Source organism: Pseudomonas oryzihabitans, from assembly GCF_006384975.1.
Taxonomy (GTDB): Bacteria; Pseudomonadota; Gammaproteobacteria; order Pseudomonadales; family Pseudomonadaceae; genus Chryseomonas; species Chryseomonas psychrotolerans_B.
In genome coordinates this window covers 2,319,408-2,342,112 of the sequence record NZ_CP021645.1, presented here as the reverse complement: position 1 = coordinate 2,342,112, position 22,705 = coordinate 2,319,408, and the positions used below count along the sequence as shown (strand labels likewise).

At 65.4% G+C, this 22,705-nt stretch carries 19 protein-coding genes; 13 read left to right on the top strand and 6 right to left on the bottom strand.

Features of this window, described 5'->3' with window-relative positions; all coding sequences use genetic code 11:
• Positions 1 to 391: 391 nt before the first annotated feature.
• From CCZ28_RS10380 to CCZ28_RS10370, 3 genes are all read right to left on the bottom strand, one after another.
• The gene (locus tag CCZ28_RS10380) at positions 392 to 952 is read right to left on the bottom strand and encodes an RBBP9/YdeN family alpha/beta hydrolase (protein WP_140217808.1); all 561 of its coding nucleotides are present in this window, start codon (positions 950 to 952) and stop codon (positions 392 to 394) included.
• A gap of 202 nt (positions 953 to 1,154) precedes the next feature.
• Positions 1,155 to 1,775 carry an NAD(P)H-dependent oxidoreductase gene (locus CCZ28_RS10375; protein WP_140217806.1) on the bottom strand — a complete coding sequence of 207 codons (621 nt, stop codon included), beginning with the start codon at positions 1,773 to 1,775 and terminating at the stop codon, positions 1,155 to 1,157.
• The gene (locus CCZ28_RS10370; protein ID WP_140217804.1) at positions 1,762 to 3,156 is read right to left on the bottom strand and encodes a class II fumarate hydratase; all 1,395 of its coding nucleotides are present in this window, start codon (positions 3,154 to 3,156) and stop codon (positions 1,762 to 1,764) included. The genes CCZ28_RS10375 and CCZ28_RS10370 overlap by 14 nt, the downstream gene beginning before the upstream one ends.
• Before the next feature lie 172 nt (positions 3,157 to 3,328).
• Between CCZ28_RS10370 and CCZ28_RS10365 the strand changes: the two genes are divergently transcribed.
• The 5 genes from CCZ28_RS10365 (at position 3,329) to arfB (ending at position 6,553) form a co-directional block, all read left to right on the top strand.
• Complete coding sequence (locus CCZ28_RS10365) at positions 3,329 to 3,853, top strand: DUF2059 domain-containing protein (RefSeq protein WP_140217802.1); 525 nt, start codon at positions 3,329 to 3,331, stop codon at positions 3,851 to 3,853.
• A gap of 120 nt (positions 3,854 to 3,973) precedes the next feature.
• Positions 3,974 to 4,285 (top strand): BolA family protein, encoded by a 312-nt coding sequence (locus CCZ28_RS10360; RefSeq protein WP_058759932.1) that lies wholly within the window; start codon positions 3,974 to 3,976, stop codon positions 4,283 to 4,285.
• 264 nt (positions 4,286 to 4,549) lie between these two features.
• Positions 4,550 to 5,503: an oxygen-dependent tRNA uridine(34) hydroxylase TrhO gene (gene trhO, locus CCZ28_RS10355; RefSeq protein WP_140217800.1), complete on the top strand. Its 954-nt coding sequence runs from the start codon at positions 4,550 to 4,552 to the stop codon at positions 5,501 to 5,503.
• A gap of 1 nt (position 5,504) precedes the next feature.
• The gene (locus CCZ28_RS10350) at positions 5,505 to 6,140 is read left to right on the top strand and encodes a DsbA family protein (RefSeq protein WP_140217798.1); all 636 of its coding nucleotides are present in this window, start codon (positions 5,505 to 5,507) and stop codon (positions 6,138 to 6,140) included.
• Between the two features lie 2 nt (positions 6,141 to 6,142).
• Positions 6,143 to 6,553 carry an alternative ribosome rescue aminoacyl-tRNA hydrolase ArfB gene (gene arfB / locus CCZ28_RS10345; protein ID WP_140221321.1) on the top strand — a complete coding sequence of 137 codons (411 nt, stop codon included), beginning with the start codon at positions 6,143 to 6,145 and terminating at the stop codon, positions 6,551 to 6,553.
• On the opposite strand, the gene CCZ28_RS10340 is transcribed toward arfB, so the two are convergent.
• Positions 6,550 to 7,428: a LysR substrate-binding domain-containing protein gene (locus CCZ28_RS10340; RefSeq protein ID WP_140217796.1), complete on the bottom strand. Its 879-nt coding sequence runs from the start codon at positions 7,426 to 7,428 to the stop codon at positions 6,550 to 6,552. The genes arfB and CCZ28_RS10340 overlap by 4 nt on opposite strands.
• A 121-nt stretch (positions 7,429 to 7,549) precedes the next feature.
• On the opposite strand from CCZ28_RS10340, the gene CCZ28_RS10335 reads away from it, so the two are divergent.
• On the top strand, positions 7,550 to 8,425 hold the full coding sequence (locus CCZ28_RS10335; RefSeq protein ID WP_140217794.1) for a DMT family transporter: 876 nt from the start codon (positions 7,550 to 7,552) through the stop codon (positions 8,423 to 8,425).
• Positions 8,426 to 8,610: 185 nt separating this feature from the next.
• Here CCZ28_RS10335 and CCZ28_RS10330 read toward each other — a convergent pair whose 3' ends face one another.
• Together CCZ28_RS10330 and CCZ28_RS10325 are read right to left on the bottom strand one after the other, a co-directional pair.
• The gene (locus CCZ28_RS10330) at positions 8,611 to 9,459 is read right to left on the bottom strand and encodes a universal stress protein (protein WP_140217792.1); all 849 of its coding nucleotides are present in this window, start codon (positions 9,457 to 9,459) and stop codon (positions 8,611 to 8,613) included.
• A gap of 60 nt (positions 9,460 to 9,519) precedes the next feature.
• Positions 9,520 to 10,980: a SulP family inorganic anion transporter gene (locus tag CCZ28_RS10325; RefSeq protein WP_140217790.1), complete on the bottom strand. Its 1,461-nt coding sequence runs from the start codon at positions 10,978 to 10,980 to the stop codon at positions 9,520 to 9,522.
• 499 nt (positions 10,981 to 11,479) lie between these two features.
• On the opposite strand from CCZ28_RS10325, the gene fdnG reads away from it, so the two are divergent.
• The 7 genes from fdnG (at position 11,480) to CCZ28_RS10290 (ending at position 22,658) form a co-directional block, all read left to right on the top strand.
• Positions 11,480 to 14,560, top strand: a complete 3,081-nt coding sequence (fdnG, locus tag CCZ28_RS10320; protein WP_140217788.1) for a formate dehydrogenase-N subunit alpha — start codon at positions 11,480 to 11,482, stop codon at positions 14,558 to 14,560.
• A complete protein-coding gene (fdxH, locus tag CCZ28_RS10315; protein ID WP_140217786.1) occupies positions 14,560 to 15,519 on the top strand; it encodes a formate dehydrogenase subunit beta in 960 nt (319 codons plus the stop codon). The genes fdnG and fdxH overlap by 1 nt, the downstream gene beginning before the upstream one ends.
• Before the next feature lie 46 nt (positions 15,520 to 15,565).
• Complete coding sequence (locus CCZ28_RS10310) at positions 15,566 to 16,189, top strand: formate dehydrogenase subunit gamma (RefSeq protein ID WP_058766656.1); 624 nt, start codon at positions 15,566 to 15,568, stop codon at positions 16,187 to 16,189.
• Positions 16,190 to 16,364: 175 nt separating this feature from the next.
• Positions 16,365 to 17,282, top strand: a complete 918-nt coding sequence (fdhE, locus tag CCZ28_RS10305; RefSeq protein WP_140217784.1) for a formate dehydrogenase accessory protein FdhE — start codon at positions 16,365 to 16,367, stop codon at positions 17,280 to 17,282.
• Between the two features lie 499 nt (positions 17,283 to 17,781).
• Entirely contained in the window at positions 17,782 to 20,043 is a 2,262-nt protein-coding gene (gene katG / locus CCZ28_RS10300) for a catalase/peroxidase HPI (protein ID WP_140217782.1), read from the top strand.
• A 215-nt stretch (positions 20,044 to 20,258) separates the two neighbouring features.
• Complete coding sequence (locus CCZ28_RS10295; RefSeq protein ID WP_140217780.1) at positions 20,259 to 21,092, top strand: IclR family transcriptional regulator; 834 nt, start codon at positions 20,259 to 20,261, stop codon at positions 21,090 to 21,092.
• Positions 21,093 to 21,224: 132 nt separating this feature from the next.
• Positions 21,225 to 22,658, top strand: coding sequence for an MFS transporter (locus CCZ28_RS10290; RefSeq protein ID WP_140217778.1), 1,434 nt, complete (start codon positions 21,225 to 21,227; stop codon positions 22,656 to 22,658).
• The last annotated feature ends 47 nt before the right edge of the window (positions 22,659 to 22,705 follow it).

The following is a 22,705-nucleotide window of genomic DNA, read 5'->3' as shown; positions in this document are numbered from 1 at the left end:
GATTTGACGGCAAAGGATAGTCATGCGGCAAAAAAAGCCTATTTACCGATAGTCCTATAGGCACTTGCGTTGGTGGTGGCGCTGCGGACGGTATTGCTAGCCAAGAAGCGTGGCGAGTTGCAGTGTTCACCATGGCTGAAGCACGAGTTCGAGCATGACCCCGGCTAGGCGTTGGTAGGCGGCTGAGCAAACGGTCGTGCAGGGGCTGAATCGACCCTGAGTAAGAGCGTCTTGGCTGGCGTCGCCTGGAGCTTCGCTCTAGCAACCGGCGAGGTCAGTTGCACATCGTAGGTTAGATTAGCAGTAAAATTGCTCTGGTTTTGTAGATTATCGGTTAGCTCAGCGTCGGCCAAACCCAGTCGGTGATACGCTTCTGACAGCGCAAGCGTGCTCAGGCGACGCGCAATCCCTGGGGCGAACCCAGCTTGGCCAGATAGACCAGGCCATCTTCCCATTGCCGATGGCCGGAACGGGTATTGATGTGCCCGGCACCTGGCAGGATGTCCAACTCGCTGCCCCAGTCCTGCGCCAGGGCTTCGGCCCGCGGCAAGCTGATGGCGTGGTCGTTGTCCGAGGTCACCACCCGTGAGGGGAAGGGCAGCGGATGCCGGGGCAGCGGGGCGAACCCCACCAGTTCCGCCGGGCAGCCGGGGCGCTCCACATCGGCCGGCGCCACCAGCAGCGCGGCCAGCACCCGTTGCCGCCGCGCCACCGTGGCGCTGGCCGCCCAGTGCGCTACCGTCACGCAGCCCAGGCTATGGGCGATCAGCACCACAGGAGTGGTGGCCTGGGCGATGGCCTGGTCGAGGGCGGCCACCCAGCGCTGCGGGTCGGGACGTTGCCAATCGTCCTGCTCGACGCGACGGGCATCCGGCAGACGGCGCTGCCAATGGCTTTGCCAATGATCGGGGCCAGAACCTTGCCAGCCGGGAAGGATGAGATAGCGGGTCATGGCGGAATCTCCGCGGACGAAAGGGGAGAGCCGATAGTGACGGCGGATGATCCGTACGAGAAAGAATAAAAAGCGCTTTGGTTATGTCGGGATATTCACACACAACGGTTATATCGCGGCCATGGGCCGCTCCTACAGTCTTGCCTGTACCTGTAGGAGCGGCCCATGGCCGCGATAGCATCGATAAATCCTGGCGACAGACCTACTCGCCCCGCCCCAACCGTTCCACCTCTTGCAACCAGCGCAAGCGCTGCTCCTCGTCGGCCGCCCGTACCGGCGAGTATTCGTGCACCTGCAGCACCTGGATGCCGCAGGCTTCGAGGCCTTCCTGGATGCCCTGGCGGTGGGGTGCCTGGTTGCGCAGGCGTTGCCAGGGGGAGGGTGGGGTATCGGAGGTGACCAGCAATTCGGCGCTGCGCCCGGTCAGCAGGGGCTCGCCGCCCCAGGTCTGGTCGCGCTGGGCGAAGGCGAAGCCCGGTTGCAGGACGCGTTCGAGAAAGCCCGCTAGCAGGGCGGGCAGGCCGTTCCACCACACCGGGTAGACGAACACCAGATGCTCGGCCCAGTGGATCTGCCGCTGGGCTTCCAACAGATCGGGCTCCAGCGTCTGCGAGAGGTCATAGCCCTCGCGCAGCACCGGGTCGAACTGGGCCTCGGCCAGCTTGAGCTGACGCACCACCTGGCCGCTGGCCTGGGCGCCCTGGACATAGGCGTCGGCCAGCGACTGGCAGAAGCTGGTGCGCTTGGGATTGCCCTGGATGACCAGCAGGCGCCGGCCATCCCCTTCCAGCGGCGTGGCGCCGCGGGCTTCAGCCACGGCCACCGGCTTCCAGCATGGTTTCCGGCCGTACCCACTCGTCGAACTGGGCATCGGTCAGGTAACCGAGTTCCAGCGCGGCGGCGCGCAGGGTCTTGTTCTCGGCATAGGCCTTCTTAGCGATCTCGGCGGCCTTGTCGTAGCCGATGTGCGGATTGAGCGCGGTCACCAGCATCAGCCCCTGTTCCAGGTGCTCGGCCATCTTGTGCTCGTCCGGCTCCATGCCGGTGACGCAATGGGTGTTGAAGTTGCGGCAGCCATCGGCCAGCAGACGGATGGATTCGAGCACGTTATGGGCGATCACCGGCTTGTAGACGTTGAGTTGCAGATGGCCTTGGCTGGCGGCGAAGCCGACGGTGACGTCGTTGCCGATCACCTGGCAAGCCAGCATCGACAGCGCCTCGCACTGGGTCGGATTGACCTTGCCCGGCATGATGGAGCTGCCCGGTTCGTTGGCCGGCAGCTTGACCTCGGCGAAGCCCGCACGCGGACCGGAACCCAGCAGGCGTAGGTCGTTGGCGATCTTCATCAGCGCCACCGCCAGGGTCTTGAGACCGCCGTGCAGGGCCACCAGCGGCTCATGGCCGGCGAGGGCGGCGAACTTGTTCGGCGCGGTGACGAAAGGTAGGCCGGTGAGTTCGGCGATTTCCTTGGCAATGGCTTCGTCGAAGCCCTTGGGCGCATTGAGGCCGGTGCCCACGGCGGTACCACCCTGAGCCAGTTCCAGGACTGCCGGCAGGGCATTGCGAATGGCGCGTTCGGCGAGGTCGAGCTGGGCGACGAAGGCCGACAGCTCCTGGCCGAAGGTCACCGGGGTGGCATCCATCATGTGGGTGCGGCCGGTCTTGACCAGGTGCTGGTAGCGCGCCGACTGCAGCGCCAGGCCACCGGACAGTTCGGCGATGGCGGGGAGCAGATCGTTCTGTACCGCCAAGGCGGTGGCGATGTGCATGGCGGTGGGGAAGCAGTCGTTGGAGCTCTGGCCACGATTGACGTGGTCGTTGGGGTGGACCGGCTTCTTGCCGCCCATCCCGGCGCCGGCCAACTCGTTGCTGCGCCCGGCGATGACTTCGTTGACGTTCATGTTGCTCTGGGTGCCGCTGCCGGTCTGCCAGACCACCAGGGGAAACTGGTCGTCATGGAAACCGTCGAGGATCTCGCTGCTGGCCTTCTCGATTAGGGTGGCGACATCCTCCGGCAATTCGCCGAGACGTAGATTGACCCGCGCGGCCGCCTTCTTCACCGTGGCCAGGGCATGCACCACCGCCAGCGGCATCTGCTGGTTGCCGATGGCGAAGTTCTCCAGCGATCTTTGGGTCTGGGCGCCCCAGTAGACGTCGTCGGCCACTTCGATGGGGCCGATGCTATCGGTTTCGGTACGGCTCATGGCGGTCTCCATGTATGAGGTGTGGGTCAAGCTACCTTGGGCAGCAGGTTAGCGCCAGGGTTCCCAAATAGGAAGTTTTCTCATTTGTTGGTGCGTCCTCGATAAATTCAGGCCAGGTTCAGCCGCTCTATGGCACACTCGCGGTCCATTTTCAGCATCCTGAAGGACGCCCATGAAGAAGACCCTCCGTACGCTCGGCGCTGTAGTCCTGCTCGCCAGCGCCAGCAGCTTCGCCCTGGCCGATGCCAAGAGCCACGCGGCCGACGCGGAGCGCTTCCTGCAGTTGGCCAATGCCGACAAGTTGACGGCCCCGGTCTATGGCCAGGTGCAGCAACTCTTTGCCCAGCACTTCGCCCAGGCCAAGGAGCCCGGCAAGAAGGCCGTACTGGAGAGCTACACGGCCCGCGCCAACCAGGCGCTGGACAGCACCATCGGCTGGGACAAGATCAAGCCGGACCTGGTCAAGCTCTACACCGACACCTTCACCGAGGACGAGCTGGAAAGCCTGATCAAGTTCTACCAGTCGGATCTGGGCAAGAAGATGCTGGCCAACCTGCCGCGCCTGTCGGCCCAGTCCGCCGAGCTGACCCAGGCCAAGCTGGAGCAGGCGGTGCCCAAGGTCAACGCCATCCTCGCCGAGATGGACAAGCAGCTGGGCGTCAAGCCGCCGGCTGGCGAGGCTCCCGCCAAGCGCTAAGCCTCTGCTCCACGCGAAGCCCGGACCTGTTCCGGGCTTCGTCGTTTCCGGGCGACGGCGGCGATTCCGGCCGGGGGCCGCGCTCGTTAGAATGACGGCTCTTACAGTCGAGGTATCCCCATGAGCATGCGCGAACGTATCCAGTCCAGCCTGGGCCTGTTGCAACCCGAGCACCTGGAGGTGCTGGACGAAAGCCACATGCACAGCCGCGGCCAGGAGACCCATTACAAGGCGGTGGTGGTCAGCGAACACTTCGCCGGACTCAACGCGGTGAAGCGCCACCAGAAGGTCTACGGCACCCTCGGCGAACTCATGGGCCAGTTCCATGCGCTGGCACTGCACACCTATACGCCGGAGGAGTGGGCCAGCCAGGGCCAGGCGCCGGATTCGCCCACCTGCCGCGGCGGCAGCAAGCACGACCTGGCGGGCTGATCTCAAGGCGCCATTGTTCGGCGCCCAGCCATTTGGTTAAAATTTGACCGGCGCCGGCTCCAAGAGCCCGTCCAAAGTCTGCTGCGCGTCGGCCAAACGGCGTTGAAAAGGGCGTCGGGATGCTCATTTACGCTGTGTAAACTGCGCTCCCTCCGCCCCTTTCGCCTTGTTTGTCTCTAGCTCGCGAGCCTTTGAACAGACTCTTACCGGCGTTTTCGTCTAACCGGTCCGCCCTTTGCGCGGGTGACCTCTGGGAAATCGAAGATGACCGACAATATCGTCGTGGCGGCCTTGTACAAGTTCGTCACCCTGGACGACTACGTCCAATTACGTGAACCCCTGTTGCAGACCCTGCTGGCGCACGACGTCAAGGGCACCCTGCTGCTGGCCGAGGAAGGCATCAATGGCACCGTCTCCGGCAGCCGTGCAGGCATCGATGCCGTACTCGCCTGGTTGCGCGCCGATCCGCGCCTGGTCGATATCGACCACAAGGAATCCTACTGCGCCGAGCAGCCGTTCTACCGCACCAAGGTGAAGCTGAAGAAGGAGATCGTCACCCTGGGCGTGCCGGGCGTCGATCCCAACCAGCGCGTCGGCACCTACGTCGAGCCGCAGGACTGGAATGCCCTGGTGGACGACCCCGAGGTGCTGGTGATCGATACCCGCAACGATTACGAGGTGGGCATCGGCAGCTTCAAGGGCGCCATCGATCCCAAGACCAAGAGCTTCCGGGATTTTCCCGCCTACATTCGTGAGCATTTCGATCCAGCCCGGCATAAGAAGGTCGCCATGTTCTGCACCGGCGGCATCCGCTGCGAGAAGGCCTCCAGCTTCATGCTGCAGGAGGGCTTCCCCGAGGTGTTCCATCTCAAGGGTGGCATTCTCAAATACCTGGAAGAGGTGCCGGCGGCCGAGTCGCGTTGGGAAGGCGAGTGCTTCGTCTTCGACAATCGCGTGACCGTGACCCATGAACTGGCCGAAGGCGCCTATGACCAGTGCCACGCCTGCCGCAATCCGGTCTCGCCGCAGGACATGCAATCACCGCACTACAGCCCCGGTATCAGTTGCCCGCACTGCTGGGATTCGCTGTCGGAGAAGACCCGTGCCGGGGCGCGTGAGCGGCAGAAGCAGATCGAGCTCGCCCGGCTGCGCAACGAGCCCCATCCCATCGGCCGCGATCCGCGGCTGAATGCTACACCCCACCCCGAGGAGGTCTAGGATGCCCGGTCGCCTGCTCTATGTGATGGACCCCATGTGCTCCTGGTGCTGGGGCTTCGCCCCGGTGGTGGATCGCCTGGCCGAGCGGGCGGCCGCCCATGGCATTCCCCTGCGCCTGGTGGTTGGTGGCCTGCGCCGCGAGCGGGTAGCCCAGGACACCGCCAGCCGGGTGCGTACCCTGGCCTATTGGCAGGCGGTACAGGAGACCACCGGCCAACCCTTCGCCCTGGATGTGGGGCCGCCGGAAGGCCTGGTGTACGACACCGAGCCGGCCTGTCGTGCCCTGGTCGCCGCGCGCCAACTCGACGAAGATGCGGTCTGGGGGCTGGCCAAGCGTATCCAGCAGGCCTTCTATGTCGAGGCGCGCGATGTCACTCAACCGGCGCTGCTGGTGGAGCTGGCCGAGGCCAGCGGCCTGCCGCGCATCGAATTCGCCCCGCTGTTCGATGGCGAACCGGCGCACCAGGCCACCCAGGCGGACTTCGCCTGGGCGCTGAATCTGGGCATCGCTGGGTTCCCGACCCTGCTGGCCGAGCGTAATGGCCAGCTGGCGCTGATCACCAATGGCTACCAACCGCTGGACGAGCTGGAGCCACTGCTGGACGCCTGGCTGACCCGCGGCGCGCAACCGGCGTGACTCTGGTCATCGACGAACGCCTGACGCTGCCCGAGCAGGAGATCCAGCTCACTGCGGTGCGCGCCCAGGGCGCCGGTGGGCAGAACGTCAACAAGGTCTCCAGCGCCGTCCATCTGCGCTTTGACATCACTGCGTCCTCGCTGCCGGAGGCGCTCAAGGAGCGCCTGCTGGCGCTGCGCGACCAGCGCATCAGCCGTGACGGCGTGGTGGTGATCAAGGCGCAGCAATACCGCACCCAGGAGCAGAATCGCGCCGACGCCCTGGAGCGCCTGGCCGCGCTGATCGCCGCGGCCAACGTCCCGGAAAAGCCCCGGCGCCCCACCAAGCCGACCTACGGTTCCAAGCAGCGCCGCCTGGAAGGCAAGTCCCGTCGCAGCGGGCTGAAGGCCAGTCGCGGGCGGGTGGATTTCTAGAATTCGGCCTCTTCCTTCGCCAGCGTCTTCAGCCAATCGCTGACTGCCACCAGGGCCGGGTCCTGGCGGCTACGGCTGGGCATCACCAGGTAATAGCCCAACTCGGTCTGTACCGGCTCAGCCGTCACCTGGAGCAGGCGGCCGGTCGCCAGGGCCTTGTGCACGAAGCGCCGATTGACCATGGCTAGTCCTTGGCCCGCCAGCGCCGCATCGATGGCCAGGGCGGCCTGGTTCATGTGCAGCTCCTGATGCACCGGTTCGCCTTCCAATACCGCCGACCAGTCGGCCTGGCCATCGTTGAGCAGCGGATAGCGGGCGAGCGCCGCGCCGCTCAGGGGTAGCGGCTCGGCGCCGATCAGGGCGGGACTGGCCACGACCACCAGTTCGGCGAAGAGGAATTCCGCCGTCACCCCGCGCAGGGTGGGACGGCGGATGAGACGCACGGCCAGATCGACGCCATCCCGGGCGAAGTCGGCCAGGACATCGCTGGCCAGCACCCGTAGATCGATAGTTGGATGGGCGCTGGCGAAGGCGGGCAGCGCGGGAATCAGGCATTTGGCGGCGAAGCTGGGCGTCACGCTGACGGTGACGATTCGCTTGCGCCTGAGCAGGGCGTCGGTGGCTTCGCGCAGCACGTCGAAGGCGCGCTGTACCTCGAGAAAATAGGCGCGGCCACGGTCGGTCAATTGCACGCCGCGGCGTTGGCGCAGGAACAGGGGGAAACCCAGGCGTTCCTCCAGTTGGCGCACCTGTTGGGCGACCGCCGCCTGGGTGACGCACAGCTCCACGGCCGCCGCCTGGAAGCTGGCCCGGCGGCCGGTGGCTTCGAAGGCTTGCAGCGCTTTCAACGGCGGTAGGCGTGGGTTGGCTGCCATGGTTCCTGACCCTAGTTTGGCTACTGGCTGAATACAGCCGATAGCGTGCCAGGAATTCACCGAAACCCGCTACATAGAAGCCTCTATTGCAGGATTGGACTCAAGCTGCCAGGAGGGAAAAATGTGGCTTACTACCCTGATGTTCGGCGCGCTCGGTGTGTGCTGGGGCTCGAACTTCATCTACATGAAGCTGGCTGCCGATTTCATTTCGCCGGCCCAGATGACGCTGCTGCGGGTCGGCTGTGGCTTCGTCCCCCTGGCCGTGGTGGCCTGGCAGCGAGGCGTGCTGCGCCTTGATCAGTGGCGCCTGCTACCGCACTTCCTGGTCATGGCGCTGCTGGCCACGGCCTTCTACTACTTCGCCATCGCCAAGGGCACCGCGCTGTTGCCCTCGGCCGTCGCCGGGGTCTTGGGCGGTACCATCGCCCTTTTCACCACCCTGGCCAGCCTGGCGTTGCTGCGCGCCGAGTGGCCCAATGCGGCTATGGTCGCGGGCGTGTTGCTGGGCTTTCTCGGCGTGGTGTTGCTGATCGCACCTTGGCAGGCCGCAGGCTTGGCACTGGATGGCCAGGGCGTGCTCTGGATGCTGGGAGCCGCTGCCTTGTTCGGCTGCTCCTATGTCTACGTCAGCCGGTATCTCGCACCCCATGGCCTGCCGCCCTTGGCGCTGGTGACCTGGCAGATGGGCCTGGCCTTGCTGGCGCTGCTGCTGGTCACCGATACCTCCGGCCTGGCTGCCCTGTGGCAGCATCCGTGGGCCTTGGTGGGGGTGACGATCGGGCTGGGCGTGCTGGGTACTGGAATGGCCTTCCTGCTCTATTACGCCCTGCTCGAACGCCTGGGCGCAGTGGCCTCGGCGGCCGCGACCTATCTGACGCCCACCGTCGCCCTGGCGATCGGCTGGGCCAACGGTGAAGCCGTCGGCCTGCGCGAGGTGGCGGCTGCCGGGGTGATCTTGCTGGGGGTCGCCGTGGTACAGGCAGGACGAAGACCCTAGGCTCTGTACGAAAAATGCCTGCGCTCGGTGATGCTTCGTTGAAAAAGGCCTGGATCGCCAGCCCGGTCGCAATGCTCATTTACCGCTCGTAAACTCGTTCGCGAGCCCGGTCCGCTTCCTCAGCCTTTTTCGCGGGGCCGCCTAGGCCTCGCCTGACCTTCGCTCGGCGAATTTTCGTACAGAGCCTAGCGCACCACGATCAGCGCACTGCCGGCCGTTTCCAGCATGTTGCGGGTATTGCTGCCCATGAAGAAGTGACGCAGCCGGGAATGGCCGAAGGCGCCCATCACCACCAGTTCCAGGCCATGCTGCTTGCGATAGCGTTCCAGACCCAGTTCCACGTCGCCGTCGGTGAGGGCGGTGATGACCTGGCGACCGCCGGCGCGGAGTTCGTCGGCGGCGCGGGCAAGGGCAGCACGACGCTCTTCGCGGTCGCGGCCGACGGTCACCAGGTGGCAGGCCAGGCCATCGAACAGCCGGCAGTTGGCCGCCCAGGTCACCGCCTTGCGCGCGCTGCTGCTGTCGTCATAGGCCAATAGCACGCCCTGGGGTTTGACGAAGGTGTGGCCGGCCACCAGCAGGGGGCGGTGCAGGAGGCGGATGGCGCTTTCCAGGTGGCGACCGATCAGCCGCTTGGGTGGGCTGTCCTCGCCCTGACGCCCCAGCACGATGAGATCGAAATCCTCCTGCAGGCTTTCCAGGGAGTCCATCAGGTCGCCATGTTGCAGCACGGCGCCGGCGCAACGGGCCTGCTGTTCCTCGACCCGCAATTGCGCCGCATCCAGCAGCAGCCGGCCCTGGTCTTCCGCGAGGCTGCCACGGCGGGCGTCCAGCGCCGCCAGCTCGGTGAGCAGGTGTTCACGATTGACCAGCAGGGGCGGCGGGGTACCGTGACCGGGGCGGGGAAAGCGCCGCTGGTCCAGCACGTGCAGCAGGGTCAGCGGGGCATCCAGGGCGGTCCCGGCCCAGGCGGCGAAGTCGCAGACGGCGGCGCTGACGGCCGAGCCGTCGAGGCAGGCGAGGATCTTGGACATGGCCGCGGGTCTCCGAGAACAAGGTGTTGCTGCGACAGACCCAGCGGCGACGCCCTGGGTTCAATCGCTGAGGGCGAGGTCGTCTGCCATACCGCCCCGGCGCAAGAGCTGCTTGCAACGAGTGGACAGGTGCAGCACCCATACCCGCTTGCCGGCCTTTGCGTAGCGCTCGTGCAGGGTGCGTAGCGCCGCCACGGCGGAGTAGTCGACGAAACTCAGATGGCTGCAGTCCACCACCACCCTGGCGGGGTCGCCAGCGGGATCGAACTGGTTGAGGAAGGTGGCGGTGGAGGCGAAGAACAGGGTGCCGTGCACCTGGTATCTCTTGCTGCCATCGGCGTCCAGGTGGCTGTCGGCATAGAGCCGGCGGGCGTGCTGCCAGGCGAAGTTGAGCGCCGCCAGGACAATGCCGCAGAGCACGGCGGTGGCGAGGTCGGCGAACACGGTGATGACGGTGACCGCAACGATCATCAGCATGTCGCTGCGCGGTACCCGGTGCAGCACCCGCAGCGAGGCCCAGGCGAAGGTCTGCTGGGCGACCACGAACATGGTGCCCACCAGCGCCGCCAGCGGGATGCGTTCGATCAGCGGCGAGAGAAACAGCACGAAGAGCAGCATCAGCACCCCGGCGACCAGGCCGGACAGCCGCCCGCGTCCACCCGAGCTCAGGTTGATCATGGTCTGGCCGATCATGGCGCAGCCGCCCATGCCGCCGAACAGTCCCGAAGCCAGATTGGCCGCGCCGAGGGCCACGCATTCGCGGTTGGGATAGCCGCGGCTCTCGGTGATCTCGTCGGTGAGATTCAACGTCAGCAGGGTTTCCAGCAGGCCGACCAGGGCCATCAGCACCGCATAGGGCAGGATGATCTGCAGGGTGTCGAGGTTCCAGGGAATGTCGGGCAGCGCCAGCTGCGGCAGGCCGCCGGCGATATGGGCCATGTCGCCCAGGGTGCGGGTCGGCAGGTCGAGGCAGTAGACCGCCAGGCCCACGCCGAGGATGGCGGCCAGGGCTGGCGGCACGGCGCGGGTCAGTCGCGGCAAGAGCCAGATGATGAGCATGGTGGCCAGGGTCAGGCCGAGCATCAGGTACAGCGGCGTGCCGCTGAGCCAGGCCTCGCCCTGTTTGAAATGTTCCAGCTGGGCCAGGGCGATGACGATGGCCAGGCCGTTGACGAAACCGAGCATCACCGGGTGCGGCACCATGCGGATCAACTTGCCCAGGCGCAGCAGGCCGAAGGCGATCATCAACAGTCCGCCGAGTACCACCGTGGCCAGCAGGTACTGCACGCCGTGCTGCACCACCAGGGCGACGATCACCACCGCCATGGAGCCGGCGGCGCCGGAGATCATGCCCGGGCGGCCACCGAAGAGAGCGGTGAGGGTACAGATGAAGAAGGCGCCATAGAGCCCCATCAGCGGATTGAGATGGGCGACCAGGGCGAAGGCGATGCACTCGGGCACCAGGGCGAAGGACGTGGTGAGGCCGGCCAGGATGTCGGCGCGGGGCGAAACGTTTTTCATGGCGTATCCAAGACAGGCGACAGCGCGGCAAGGCGCGGTCGGAAAACATGAGCAAACGGCAGGACGAGCGAGCGCCGGTGGTCCGCGACGGGAGCGGTCACCGGGTGGCGAGAGGGTGCGACTCAGCTATGGCGGCGTCAGCAGGCGACTGGACATGACAAGAGGGGTCCGGAACATCGCTGGGAGAGTCAGCGAGCTTAGCATGACTTGCCGCTGCTGCCGAACCGGCCGGACGGCGTGCAGGCCATTGCAAGGGTGCCGCCTGCGCTCTTGCTGCTAATGGTCTGGCGAATTCCCGCCTCCCGGTACAGGGCGCAAGGGCCTCGTCGTCAAGCTACGGCGGCCCCGGTCCAGGCCTAGGTCTTGGACGAGCGGACGGAAGGGCTACTTCCATTGATCGGCGAGCACAGCGAAGCGCTAGATAAGCCAAACGATTCGGTTACTCTTTCCTCAGGGTCCGGCTAAGTACCGGGCCCAGCCTGAAACGAGGATAAGAACCGTGGATATGAACCGTCGGCAATTCTTCAAGGTCGCGGGAGTCGGCCTTGCGGGATCCAGCCTGGCGGCGCTAGGCATGGCTCCCACAGCTGCCTTCGCCGACCAGGTGCGCCATTTCAAACTGGCGCACACCGTGGAAACCCGCAACACCTGTCCCTACTGCTCGGTCGGCTGCGGCCTGATCATGTACAGCATGGGCGACCGGGCCAAGAACGTGGCCCAGAACATCATTCACATCGAGGGCGACGCCGACCACCCGGTCAATCGCGGCACCCTCTGCCCGAAGGGCGCCGGCCTGCTGGATTTCATCCACAGCCCCAATCGCCTCAAGTACCCCGAAGTCCGCAAGCCCGGCAGCAACGAGTGGACCCGCATCAGCTGGGACGAGGCGCTCGGGCGCATCGCCACCCTGATGAAGGAAGACCGCGATGCCAACTTCATCGCCACCAACGACAAGGGCCAGACGGTCAATCGTTGGTTGACCACGGGCTTTTTGGCCGCTTCGGCGTCCTCCAATGAAACCGGTTATCTGACGCACAAGATCGCGCGGAGTCTGGGCCTGCTGGCCTTCGACAACCAAGCACGCGTCTGACACGGCCCGACGGTGGCAGGTCTTGCCCCGACGTTTGGCCGTGGTGCCATGACGAACCATTGGAGTGACATCAAGAACGCCAATCTCGTCCTCATCATGGGCGGCAATGCCGCCGAAGCGCACCCGTGCGGCTTCAAATGGGTCACCGAGGCCAAGGCGCACAACAACGCCCGGCTGATCGTGGTCGATCCGCGTTTCACCCGTTCCGCCTCGGTGGCGGATTACTACGCGCCGATCCGTACCGGCAGCGACATCGCCTTCCTGGGCGGGCTGATCAATTACCTGATCACGAACGACAAGATCCAGCAGGAGTACGTCCGCAACTACACCGACGCCGGCTTCCTGGTGAAGGAAGGCTTCACCTTCGAGGACGGCCTGTACAACGGCTACGATGCGGAGAAGCGCACCTACACCGACAAGGTGAACTGGGGCTATCAGATCGGCGACGACGGCTTCGTCAAGATCGATCCGACCCTGCAGGATCCGCGCTGCGTCTTCCAGCTGATGAAGCAGCACTACAGCCGCTACACCCTGGAAGTGGCCAGCCAGACCTGTGGCACGCCTCCCGAGGCGATCCAGAAGGTCTGGGCGGAAATCGCCGAGACCTCGGCGCCCGGTCGCACCATGACCATCCTCTACGCCCTGGGCTGGACCCAGCATTCCATCGGCGCGCAGATCATCCGCTGCGGCGCCATGGTGCAACTGCTCTTGGGCAACATCGGTATGCCGGGTGGCGGCATGAACGCCCTGCGCGGTCACTCCAACATCCAGGGCCTCACCGACCTGGGCCTGCTGTCGATCCAGCTGCCCGGCTACCTGACCATCGGTGGCGACGGCGAGCAGGACTACAACGCCTTCATCACCCGGCGCGCCAGCAAGCCGCTGCGTCCGGGGCAGATGAGCTACTGGCAGAACTACGGCAAGTTCCACGTCAGCCTGATGAAGGCCTGGTACGGCGACAAGGCCACCAAGGACAACGACTGGTGCTACCACTGGTTGCCCAAGGTCGATGTCACCGGCGCCGGCTACGACGTGCTGCGCTACTTCGACATGATGGGCAAGGGCCAGGTCAACGGCTACGTCTGCCAGGGCTTCAACCCCATCGCCGCCTTCCCCAACAAGGCCAAGGTGCTGCGTGGGCTGTCCAAGCTCAAGTGGCTGGTGATCATGGACCCGCTGGCCACCGAGACCTCCGAGTTCTGGCGCAACCACGGCGATCACAACGACGTGAACACCGCCGAGATCCAGACCGAGGTGTTCCGCCTGCCCACCACCTGCTTCGCCGAGGAAGACGGCTCCCTGGTCAACTCCAGCCGCTGGCTGCAGTGGCACTTCAAGGGCGCCGAGGCACCCGGCGAAGGGCGCAGCGACATCGCCATCATGGCCGAGTTGTTCCTCAAGCTGCGCGAGGCCTATGCCAAGGACGGCGGGGCCTTCCCCGAGCCGATCCTGGGGCTGTCCTGGCCCTACGCCAAGCCCGAGGAGCCTTCGCCGGAGGAACTCGCCAAGGAGTTCAACGGCTACGCCGTCACCGACGTGCTGGACGCCAAGGGGGCGGTCTCGGCCAAGGCCGGTCAGCAACTCGCCGGCTTCGGCCAGTTGATGGACGATGGCAGCACCGCCTCGGGTTGCTGGATCTTCTGCGGCTCCTGGACCGAGCAGGGCAACCAGATGGCGCGGCGCGACAACAGCGACCCGTTCCATATGGGGCAGACCCTGGGCTGGGCCTGGTCGTGGCCGAACAACAGACGCATCCTCTACAACCGCGCCTCCTCGGACCTCCAGGGCAAGCCCTGGGACCCGAGCAAGAAGCTGGTGTGGTGGAACGACAAGGCGCAGAAGTGGGGCGGCACCGACGTGCCGGACTACAAGATCGACGCCAAGCCGGCCGACGGCATGAGTCCCTTCATCATGAACCCCGAAGGGGTGGCGCGCTTCTTCGCCCTGGACAAGCTGGCCGAGGGGCCTTTCCCGGAGCACTACGAGCCGTTCGAGACCCCCATCGGCGTCAACCCGCTGCACCCCAACAACCGCAAGGCCCTGAACAGTCCGGCGGCACGGGTGCTCAAGGACGACTGGGCGGACTTCGGCGACCGCAAGGACTTCCCCTATGCGGCCACCACCTACCGCCTGACCGAGCACTTCCACTACTGGAGCAAGCACTGCCGGCTCAACGCCATCGTCCAGCCCGAGCAGTTCGTCGAGATCGGCGAGGTGCTGGCCAAGCAGAAGGGCATCGCCGCCGGTGATCTGGTACGCGTCACCTCCAAGCGCGGCCACATCGTCTGCAAGGCGGTGGTGACCAAGCGCATTCGGCCGCTGCAGGTCAACGGCGAGACGGTGCACCACGTCGGCATCCCCATCCACTGGGGTTTCTCCGGCGTGGCGCGCATGGGCTATCTGGCCAACACCCTGACCCCCTTCGTGGGTGACGGGAACACCCAGACGCCCGAGTTCAAGTCCTTCCTGGTCAACGTGGAGAAAGCGTGATGGCAAGCCAAGATATCTATGCCCGCTCCGCGACCACCACGGCCTACTCGTCCGTGCGCACCCAGTCGGAAGTGGCCAAGCTGATCGACGTGTCCAAGTGCATCGGCTGCAAGGCCTGCCAGGTCGCCTGCTCGGAATGGAACGAGCTGCGCGACGAGGTGGGCCACAACCATGGCACCTACGACAACCCGGCGGACCTCACCGCGGATTCCTGGACCCTGATGAGGTTCACCGAATACGAGGACGAGGCCGGCAAGCTGGAGTGGCTGATCCGCAAGGACGGCTGCATGCACTGCGCCGAGCCAGGCTGCCTGAAGGCCTGTCCGAGTCCGGGGGCCATCGTCAAGTACGCCAATGGCATCGTCGACTTCAACCAGGATCTCTGCATCGGCTGCGGCTACTGCATCGCCGGTTGCCCCTTCGACATCCCGCGGATTTCGAAGAAGGACAACAAGGCCTACAAGTGCTCGCTGTGTTCGGACCGGGTCGGCGTCGGCCTGGAACCGGCCTGCGTGAAGACCTGTCCGACCGGCGCCATCACCTTCGGCACCAAGGACGCCATGAAGGAGCACGCCGCCGAGCGCATCGTCGATCTCAAGAGCCGGGGCTACGAGAACGCCGGGCTCTACGACCCGGCCGGGGTAGGGGGCACCCACGTCATGTACGTGCTGCACCATGCCGACCAGCCGCAGCTGTACAACCATCTGCCCGAGGATCCGACCATCAGCCCCAGCGTGGGCCTGTGGAAGGGCATCACCAAACCCCTGGCGTTGTTCGCCATGGGCGCGGCGGTGCTGGCCGGCTTCTTCCACTACGTGCGCGTCGGCCCCAACCGGACCGATGACGACGACGAGGTGGTCGAGGCGCCGCCCTCCACCCCGGGCGATGCGCCCAAGGGCGAGGTCAAGCAGCTGAGTCCGTCCGTGCAGATCTTCGATCCGCACGACAAGCAGCCCTAGAGCCGGAGGCCCCCGGTTAGGCCGGGGGCGTCTTGGGAGACTTCAGATGAAACCGGAAATCCAGCGTTACAACGCCAACGAGCGGACCAACCACTGGATCGTGGCGATCCTGTTCTTCATGGCCGGGCTGTCGGGGCTGGCGCTGTTCCACCCCGCGCTGTTCTGGCTGTCCAACCTGTTCGGTGGCGGCACCTGGACGCGCATCCTGCATCCCTTCATGGGCGTGGCGATGTTCGTCTTCTTCGCCTTCCTGGTGATCCGCTTCTGGCGGCACAACAAGATCGGTCGCGAAGACGCCCAGTGGCTCAAGCAGATCAACGACGTGCTGAACAACCGCGAGGAAAAGCTGCCGCCGATCGACAAGTACAACCCCGGGCAGAAGATCCTGTTCTGGGTGCTCTTGGCCTGCATGCTAGTCCTGCTGGTCAGCGGCGTGGTCATCTGGCGGCAGTACTTCGCCCACCTGTTCCCTATCCCGGTGATCCGCCTGGGCGCTCTGGCTCATGCCTTCGCGGCCTTCGTGCTGGTCTTGTCGATCATCGTGCACATCTATGCCGGGATCTGGATCAAGGGTTCGGTGACCGCGATGATGACCGGCTGGGTGAGCCGTGCCTGGGCCAAGAAGCACCACTCGCTGTGGTACGAGAAGGTCACCCGCGAGAAGAAGTGAGCCCTTTGCTGTTGGGCTTCGCTACGCTCAACCCAACCTACCGGATGGGGTACGCGGCATTTTGCCCCCTCTCCCTCCGGGAGAGGGTTGGGGTGAGGGGGCAGACTTACGAAACCCGACACCTCAACCCTCCCGCTATCCTGAATCTTCCACCGTTTTCCTAAGGAGCCCTGCCATGGCGGGCCAGATCCTCGAGCCCGGCGAAATCGAAGCCGCGGCCGTCAATCCCGATTTCATCCTGCTGCCCGGTGGCGAGCTGTTCGGCTATCGCGCCGACCGCCTGCGCCTGTTGGCTGCCGGCAATGCCCTCGGCGACTACCTCCTGCTGATGGCCGACCTCTGCGAGGCCCAGCAGCAGGTCTTCGATAGCCTCGCGCCCCTGCCGCTGGACGAGGCGCGCAGCGCCCAGAGCCTGCAGCATGGCCTGCCGCCGCTGAGCTACGACACCCTGGTCCGCGAAGGCGACTGGCTACCGGCGCTGGACGCCCTGCTGGCGGCCCTCCAGATCGAGCAGTCGCCCGTACAGGCCGCCCTCGACGCCTTGCGCCATGCCGATGCCGGTCAGCGCAAGGCCTGGGCCATCGCCCTGCTGGCGGGCAGCTACGAGCTGGTGCCGGCCGGCGTGGTGCCCTTCCTTGGCGCCGCCCTGCAGGTGGCCTGGACCCACTGGCTGCAGCGCAGCGACTTCACTGCCCTGCGCGAACAGGGCAGCCAGACGGCCTGCCCCTGCTGCGGGTCGCCCCCCATGGCCGGGGTCATCCATCACCTGGGCAAGGCCAATGGCCTGAGATACCTCACCTGCTCGCTGTGCGCCTGTGAGTGGCACTTCGTGCGGGTCAAATGCAGCCACTGCGAGACCGGCAAGGGCCTGGGCTATTACTCCCTGGGCACCGACGACGCCAATGCCCAGCAGGCGCCCCTGCGCGCCGAGACCTGCGCCCACTGCAAGACCTATCTCAAGCATCTCTACCGCGACCATGACGCGCGTAGCGAGCCGCTCTCCGCCGATCTCGCCAGCCTGGCGCTGGACGTGCGCCTGGCGGAAGAGGGCTACCAGCGCCATGCACCCAATCTGCTGTTCGCGCCTGGCTGAGGTCTATCGACCGGTCGCCCGGCGCAGGGCGACCGGCTACCCGACGGTTTTCTGTTTCCGCATGTGAGCGCCGCTCTCTCGCTCGGGCCTGCTTCCCCAGGGCGACCCGGTACTTCTTGATGTCAAGCCGCACGAACCTCGGCAAAGCGGTCGAGATCCTTCGTTATCGCGCAAAGGATGAAGAGGGAGGGCCTTGTCACGGCGCGGTCATCCTGCAGAGTGAGTCTATCGATGAGCGAAAAACCTTCTATCACACGCCTTCGAGAAGCTGTCTAGTATGGACATTACGCCGCTTCGTCGGCGTACCCATCGTGATGAGGGGATAACAATGAACGCAACGTCCGCTTTGCCCGTGGTGGGGCTCCCCGTGGTGCCGGCTCGAATCCGGTACCCGCGCCCGCTGGTCCGCTAGACCTTCCAGCCGGAACCACGATTCCAGAGCGCCGCGCGCCGTCGCGGCTGACCAACCGGATGAACAAGACCTAAGGTAGCCAAGAAGATGTCGACCGAATCCAAGTGCCCGTTCAATCATGCCGCCGGCGGTGGTACCACCAACAAGGATTGGTGGCCGAACCAGCTCAATCTCAACTTCCTGCACCAGCACTCGTCCCTGTCCGATCCGATGGGCGAGGATTTCGACTACGCCAAGGAATTCAAAAGCCTTGATCTGGAAGCGGTGAAAGCCGACCTGCGCGCCGTGATGACCGACTCCCAGGACTGGTGGCCCGCCGACTTCGGCCACTACGGTCCGCTGTTCGTGCGCATGGCCTGGCACAGTGCCGGTACCTATCGCGTGGGTGACGGCCGCGGCGGCGCCGGTCAGGGTCAGCAGCGCTTCGCCCCGCTCAACAGCTGGCCGGACAACGTCAGCCTGGACAAGGCGCGCCGGCTGATCTGGCCGATCAAGCAGAAGTACGGGCGCAAGATCTCCTGGGCCGACCTCATCGTCCTCACCGGCAACGTCGCCCTGGAATCCATGGGCTTCAAGACCTTCGGTTTCTCCGGCGGTCGCCAGGACGTCTGGGAACCGGACGATGCGGTGTTCTGGGGTTCGGAAACCGTCTGGCTGGGCGGTGATGTCCGCTACGGCGAGCACAAGCAGATGGAGCAGCCCGGCGACGGCGTGCTGACCGCGCAGCCCGAGCAGCATCCGGTCGAGCAGAGCCGCAACCTGGGTTCCAGCCGCGTGCTGGAGAATCCGCTGGCCGCGGTGCAGATGGGCTTGATCTACGTGAACCCGGAAGGTCCGAACGGCAACCCCGATCCGGTGGCCTCGGCCCACGACATCCGCGAAACCTTCGGCCGCATGGCCATGAACGACGAAGAAACCGTCGCCCTGATCGCCGGCGGCCACGCCTTCGGCAAGACCCACGGTGCTGGTCCGGCCACCAGCGTGGGCGCCGAGCCCGAAGCCGCCGACCTGGAAGAACAGGGCCTGGGCTGGAAGAACAGCTATGGCACCGGCAAGGGCGCCGACACCATCACCAGCGGTCTGGAAGTGACCTGGACCTCCACGCCGACCCGCTGGAGCAATGAATACTTCGAGAACATGTTCAAGTTCGAGTGGGAGCTGTTCAAGAGCCCGGCCGGTGCCCACCAGTGGCGGCCGAAGGACGGCGCCGGTGCCAACGCCGTGCCCGACGCCCATGATCCGAGCAAACGTCACCAGCCGACCATGCTCACCTCGGACCTGGCGCTGCGCTTCGATCCGGCCTACGAGAAGATCTCCCGGCGCTTCCTGGAGAACCCGGACCAACTGGCCGACGCCTTCGCCCGCGCCTGGTTCAAGCTGACCCACAGGGACATGGGCCCGCTGGCCCGCTACCTGGGCCCGGAAACCCCGGCCGAGGAACTGCTGTGGCAAGACCCGCTGCCGAAGGCCGAAGGCGCGCCGTTGGGCGACGCCGAGGTCAAGGTGCTCAAGGACAAGCTGGCCGTCTCCGGCCTGAGCGTGTCCGAACTGGTCGGCACCGCCTGGGCCGCCGCCTCCAGCTTCCGTGGCTCTGACAAGCGCGGCGGGGCCAACGGTGGTCGCCTGCGCCTGGCGCCGCAGAAGGATTGGGAGGTCAACCAGCCGGCGCAACTGGCCAAGGTGCTGGGCGTGCTGGAGGGGATCCAGCGAGACTTCCAAGGGCAGGGCAAGCAGGTGTCCATCGCCGACCTGATCGTGCTGGCCGGTAGCGTCGGCGTGGAAAAAGCCGCCCAGGCCGCCGGTCACTCGATCACCGTACCCTTCACCCCGGGTCGCGTGGACGCCTCCCAGGAGCAGACCGATGTCGAGTCCTTCGGGCACCTGAAGCCCTGGGCCGATGGCTTCCGCAACTACGTCGGCGGTCAGTTCAAAGTGAAGTCCGAGTTCCTGCTGGTGGACAAGGCGCACCTGCTCAACCTGACCGCGCCGGAGTTGACGGTGCTGCTGGGCGGCCTGCGCGTGCTGGACATCAACGTGGGCGGCGCCAAGCATGGCGTCTTCACCCAGCGGCCGCAGACCCTGACCAACGACTTCTTCGTCAACCTGCTGGACATGGGCACCGAGTGGAAGGCCACCGGTCCGGATAAGACCACCTTCGAAGGCCGCGATCGCAAGACCGGTGCCGTGAAGTGGACCGGTACCCGGGTCGACCTGGTGTTCGGCTCCCATGCTCAGCTGCGAGCGCTGAGCGAGGTCTACGGCAGTGCCGACTCCCAGGAGAAGTTCGTCAAGGACTTCGTCAAGGTGTGGACCAAGGTGATGGAACTGGATCGCTTCGATCTGCGTTGATCGCCACGCGGCAATGAGACGCCTCCTTCGGGAGGCGTTTTTTTTGCCTGGAGCAAAAACCGCTGGCAGGGCAGCGGTGAGTAAGCAAATTGAGGTAATTAAAAGCTAGCCATCTATAACCAAAGATAGCTGGCCGCAGGGAGGGATAGTGTTATCCTAATAGAACGAAATATTTTTCGCAATCCGAAAAAACAAAAAATATCAGGCAGGTGACCATGGCGACCAAGACTTCGGAGACGATCCTCGATGGCGACGACAAGCGCCTGAGAAATACCGTGCAGTCCCTGGCCAAGGGCTTCCGGGTGCTGGAGGCCTTTTCCAGCGAGCAGGAGGAAATGACCCTGTCGCAGATCGCCCAGGCGGCCGAGTTGGACCCGGGCACCACCTTCCGCATGCTCAATACCCTGGTCGACCTGGGCTATGTGGCGCGCCTGCCGGAGAGTCGTCGCTTCAGCCTCACGCTGCGGGTGCTGGACCTGGGTTTCCACGCCATCGCGCGCCGTGACTTGCGGAGCCTGGTCAGACCCATCCTCAAGGGCCTGGTCAGCGAGACCCAGGAGGCGGCGAGTTTCGCCGTGCTCAATGGCGTCGATGTGCTCTACATCGAGCGGGTCCGCGCCGGCATCACCCGTCTGGGGGTGGATATCCGCATTGGCACCACCGTACCCGCGACCCAGACCGCCATTGGTCAGTCGATGCTGGCCTTCCTGCCACCCGCCGAGTTGCAGAAGATCGAGGCCCAGAACCGCGATAGCGCACCCGCCTGGCAGCCAGCGCAACAGCCGACCGACCTCGCCGAACGGCTCGCCGGCATTCGCGCTCAGGGCTATGCCCTGTCGCCTTCGCTGTTCACCGAGGGCCTGCTGATCCTGGCCGTGCCGGTGCTGGACACCGAGCGCTATCCGATTGGCGCCATCAGCATCGCGGCACCCATGGTCCGCTGCTCGGCGGACGACCTGCGCGAGCGGGCCCTGGACATGGCCAGTGCGGCGGCCCGCCAGATCGCCGGTGCCGTGGCGGCCAGCGGCAGCATAGGTTTCACGCTCTAGCGCCGGCCGCCGCCCTTACGGATTCACGCCTTCGTTCCTGCCTCGGGCAGGGGCGCGGGTCGCTACACCCCGAGAAAGAGGTTCAACGACCGCTGTTCCAGCAGATTTCACATAACAACAAGAGGACGCTCCATGTTGACCGAACCTTCGGCCCTAGGCCCCCATTCGCAGTCCGCGGCGACGACGCATCCCGCGGCAGCCGTCGCCGCTCCAACCCTCGCCGCCGAGCAGGCGGATATCAGTGCGCGCATCGAACGCCTGCCCATTACCCGGCGGGTGTTCTGGACCCGCAACGTCATAGGTGCCGCTACCTTCTTCGATGGCTACACGGTGATCGCCATCGCCTACGCCATGCCGGTACTGGTGAAGGAATGGAGTCTGACCCCCGCGCAGATCGGCATGATCCTGGCGTTCGGTTACCTGGGGCAGTTGATCGGCGCGGTGTGCTTCGGCTGGCTGGCGGAGCGGGTGGGGCGGTTGCGGGTTCTGACCTTCACCATCCTGCTGTTCGTCGCCATGGATCTGGCCTGCCTGTTCGCCTGGAGCGCCGGCTCGCTGATGCTGTTCCGTTTCCTGCAGGGAATAGGCACGGGCGGCGAGGTGCCGGTCGCCAGCGCCTATATCAACGAATACATAGGCTCCAGGAAGCGCGGGCGGTTCTTCCTGCTCTATGAGGTGATGTTCCTGTTCGGCCTGGTCGGGGCCGGGGCGATCGGCTACCTGCTGGTGCCCCTGTATGGTTGGAAGGCCATGTTCGTCGTCGGCCTGATCCCCGCCATCCTGATGATTCCGCTGCGTCTGTTGTTGCTGGAATCCCCCCGTTGGCTGGCGTCCAAGGGGCGCTACGCGGAAGCGGATCAAATCGTTGCGCGGCTGGAGCGCAGCGTCCTGGCCAGTGGCAAAGCCCTGCCGGAGCCGGTACCGGTCAAGGCCGTGGCCACGTCCGGACAGAGCAACTGGCGTGAGCTCTTCAGCCGGGTCTATTGCCGCCGCACCCTGGTCATCTGGGCGCTCTGGTTCGGTTCCTACATGGTCGCCAACGGCCTGATCACCTGGCTGCCGACGCTCTATCGCGAGACCTTCAAGCTGCCGCTGCACACCAGTCTGTCCTACGGCTTCATGACCTCGGCCCTGGGTGTGGTCGCCGCGGTGATCTGCGCCCTCTGTATCGACCGGGTCGGGCGCAAGCGCTGGTATGTACTGGCGTTGCTGGTGGCCTGCGTGCCCTTGCTGGCCCTGGCCACCCTCGGCGCTACTTCCGCTACCCAGGTGCTGGTGCTGGCCGCGCTGGCCTATGCCGCGGTGCAGACCGTGACCTTCTCGCTGTACCTCTATTCGGCCGAACTCTATCCCACCCGGCTGCGCGCCATCGGTACCGGTGTCGGCAGTGCCTGGCTGCGCCTGGGCTCGGCCACTGGCCCGATCCTGGTGGGTTTCATCATCGGCGGCTACGGCGTGCACCTGGTGTTCGCCGCCTTCGCCGGGGTGCTGCTGGCCACTGCCGGGGTGGCCGCGCTGTTCGCCATCGAGACCAAGGGCAAGGTGTTGGAAGAGCTGTCGCCCTGAACGATCCGTTTTACCGCGTCCCCGCATACGCCAAATGCGGACAACCC

What these genes read in the sequence shown, in the direction of transcription:
- CCZ28_RS10295 (WP_140217780.1), top strand. Translation starts at nt 20,259, where the DNA reads ATGGCGACCAAGACTTCGGAGACGATCCTCGATGGCGACGACAAGCGC.
- katG (WP_140217782.1), top strand. Translation starts at nt 17,782, where the DNA reads ATGTCGACCGAATCCAAGTGCCCGTTCAATCATGCCGCCGGCGGTGGT.
- CCZ28_RS10290 (WP_140217778.1), top strand. Translation starts at nt 21,225, where the DNA reads ATGTTGACCGAACCTTCGGCCCTAGGCCCCCATTCGCAGTCCGCGGCG.
- CCZ28_RS10310 (WP_058766656.1), top strand. Translation starts at nt 15,566, where the DNA reads ATGAAACCGGAAATCCAGCGTTACAACGCCAACGAGCGGACCAACCAC.
- CCZ28_RS10335 (WP_140217794.1), top strand. Translation starts at nt 7,550, where the DNA reads ATGTGGCTTACTACCCTGATGTTCGGCGCGCTCGGTGTGTGCTGGGGC.
- CCZ28_RS10340 (WP_140217796.1), bottom strand. Translation starts at nt 7,428, where the DNA reads ATGGCAGCCAACCCACGCCTACCGCCGTTGAAAGCGCTGCAAGCCTTC.
- CCZ28_RS10350 (WP_140217798.1), top strand. Translation starts at nt 5,505, where the DNA reads ATGCCCGGTCGCCTGCTCTATGTGATGGACCCCATGTGCTCCTGGTGC.
- CCZ28_RS10360 (WP_058759932.1), top strand. Translation starts at nt 3,974, where the DNA reads ATGAGCATGCGCGAACGTATCCAGTCCAGCCTGGGCCTGTTGCAACCC.
- fdxH (WP_140217786.1), top strand. Translation starts at nt 14,560, where the DNA reads ATGGCAAGCCAAGATATCTATGCCCGCTCCGCGACCACCACGGCCTAC.
- fdhE (WP_140217784.1), top strand. Translation starts at nt 16,365, where the DNA reads ATGGCGGGCCAGATCCTCGAGCCCGGCGAAATCGAAGCCGCGGCCGTC.
- CCZ28_RS10370 (WP_140217804.1), bottom strand. Translation starts at nt 3,156, where the DNA reads ATGAGCCGTACCGAAACCGATAGCATCGGCCCCATCGAAGTGGCCGAC.
- CCZ28_RS10380 (WP_140217808.1), bottom strand. Translation starts at nt 952, where the DNA reads ATGACCCGCTATCTCATCCTTCCCGGCTGGCAAGGTTCTGGCCCCGAT.
- CCZ28_RS10365 (WP_140217802.1), top strand. Translation starts at nt 3,329, where the DNA reads ATGAAGAAGACCCTCCGTACGCTCGGCGCTGTAGTCCTGCTCGCCAGC.
- CCZ28_RS10330 (WP_140217792.1), bottom strand. Translation starts at nt 9,459, where the DNA reads ATGTCCAAGATCCTCGCCTGCCTCGACGGCTCGGCCGTCAGCGCCGCC.
- CCZ28_RS10325 (WP_140217790.1), bottom strand. Translation starts at nt 10,980, where the DNA reads ATGAAAAACGTTTCGCCCCGCGCCGACATCCTGGCCGGCCTCACCACG.
- trhO (WP_140217800.1), top strand. Translation starts at nt 4,550, where the DNA reads ATGACCGACAATATCGTCGTGGCGGCCTTGTACAAGTTCGTCACCCTG.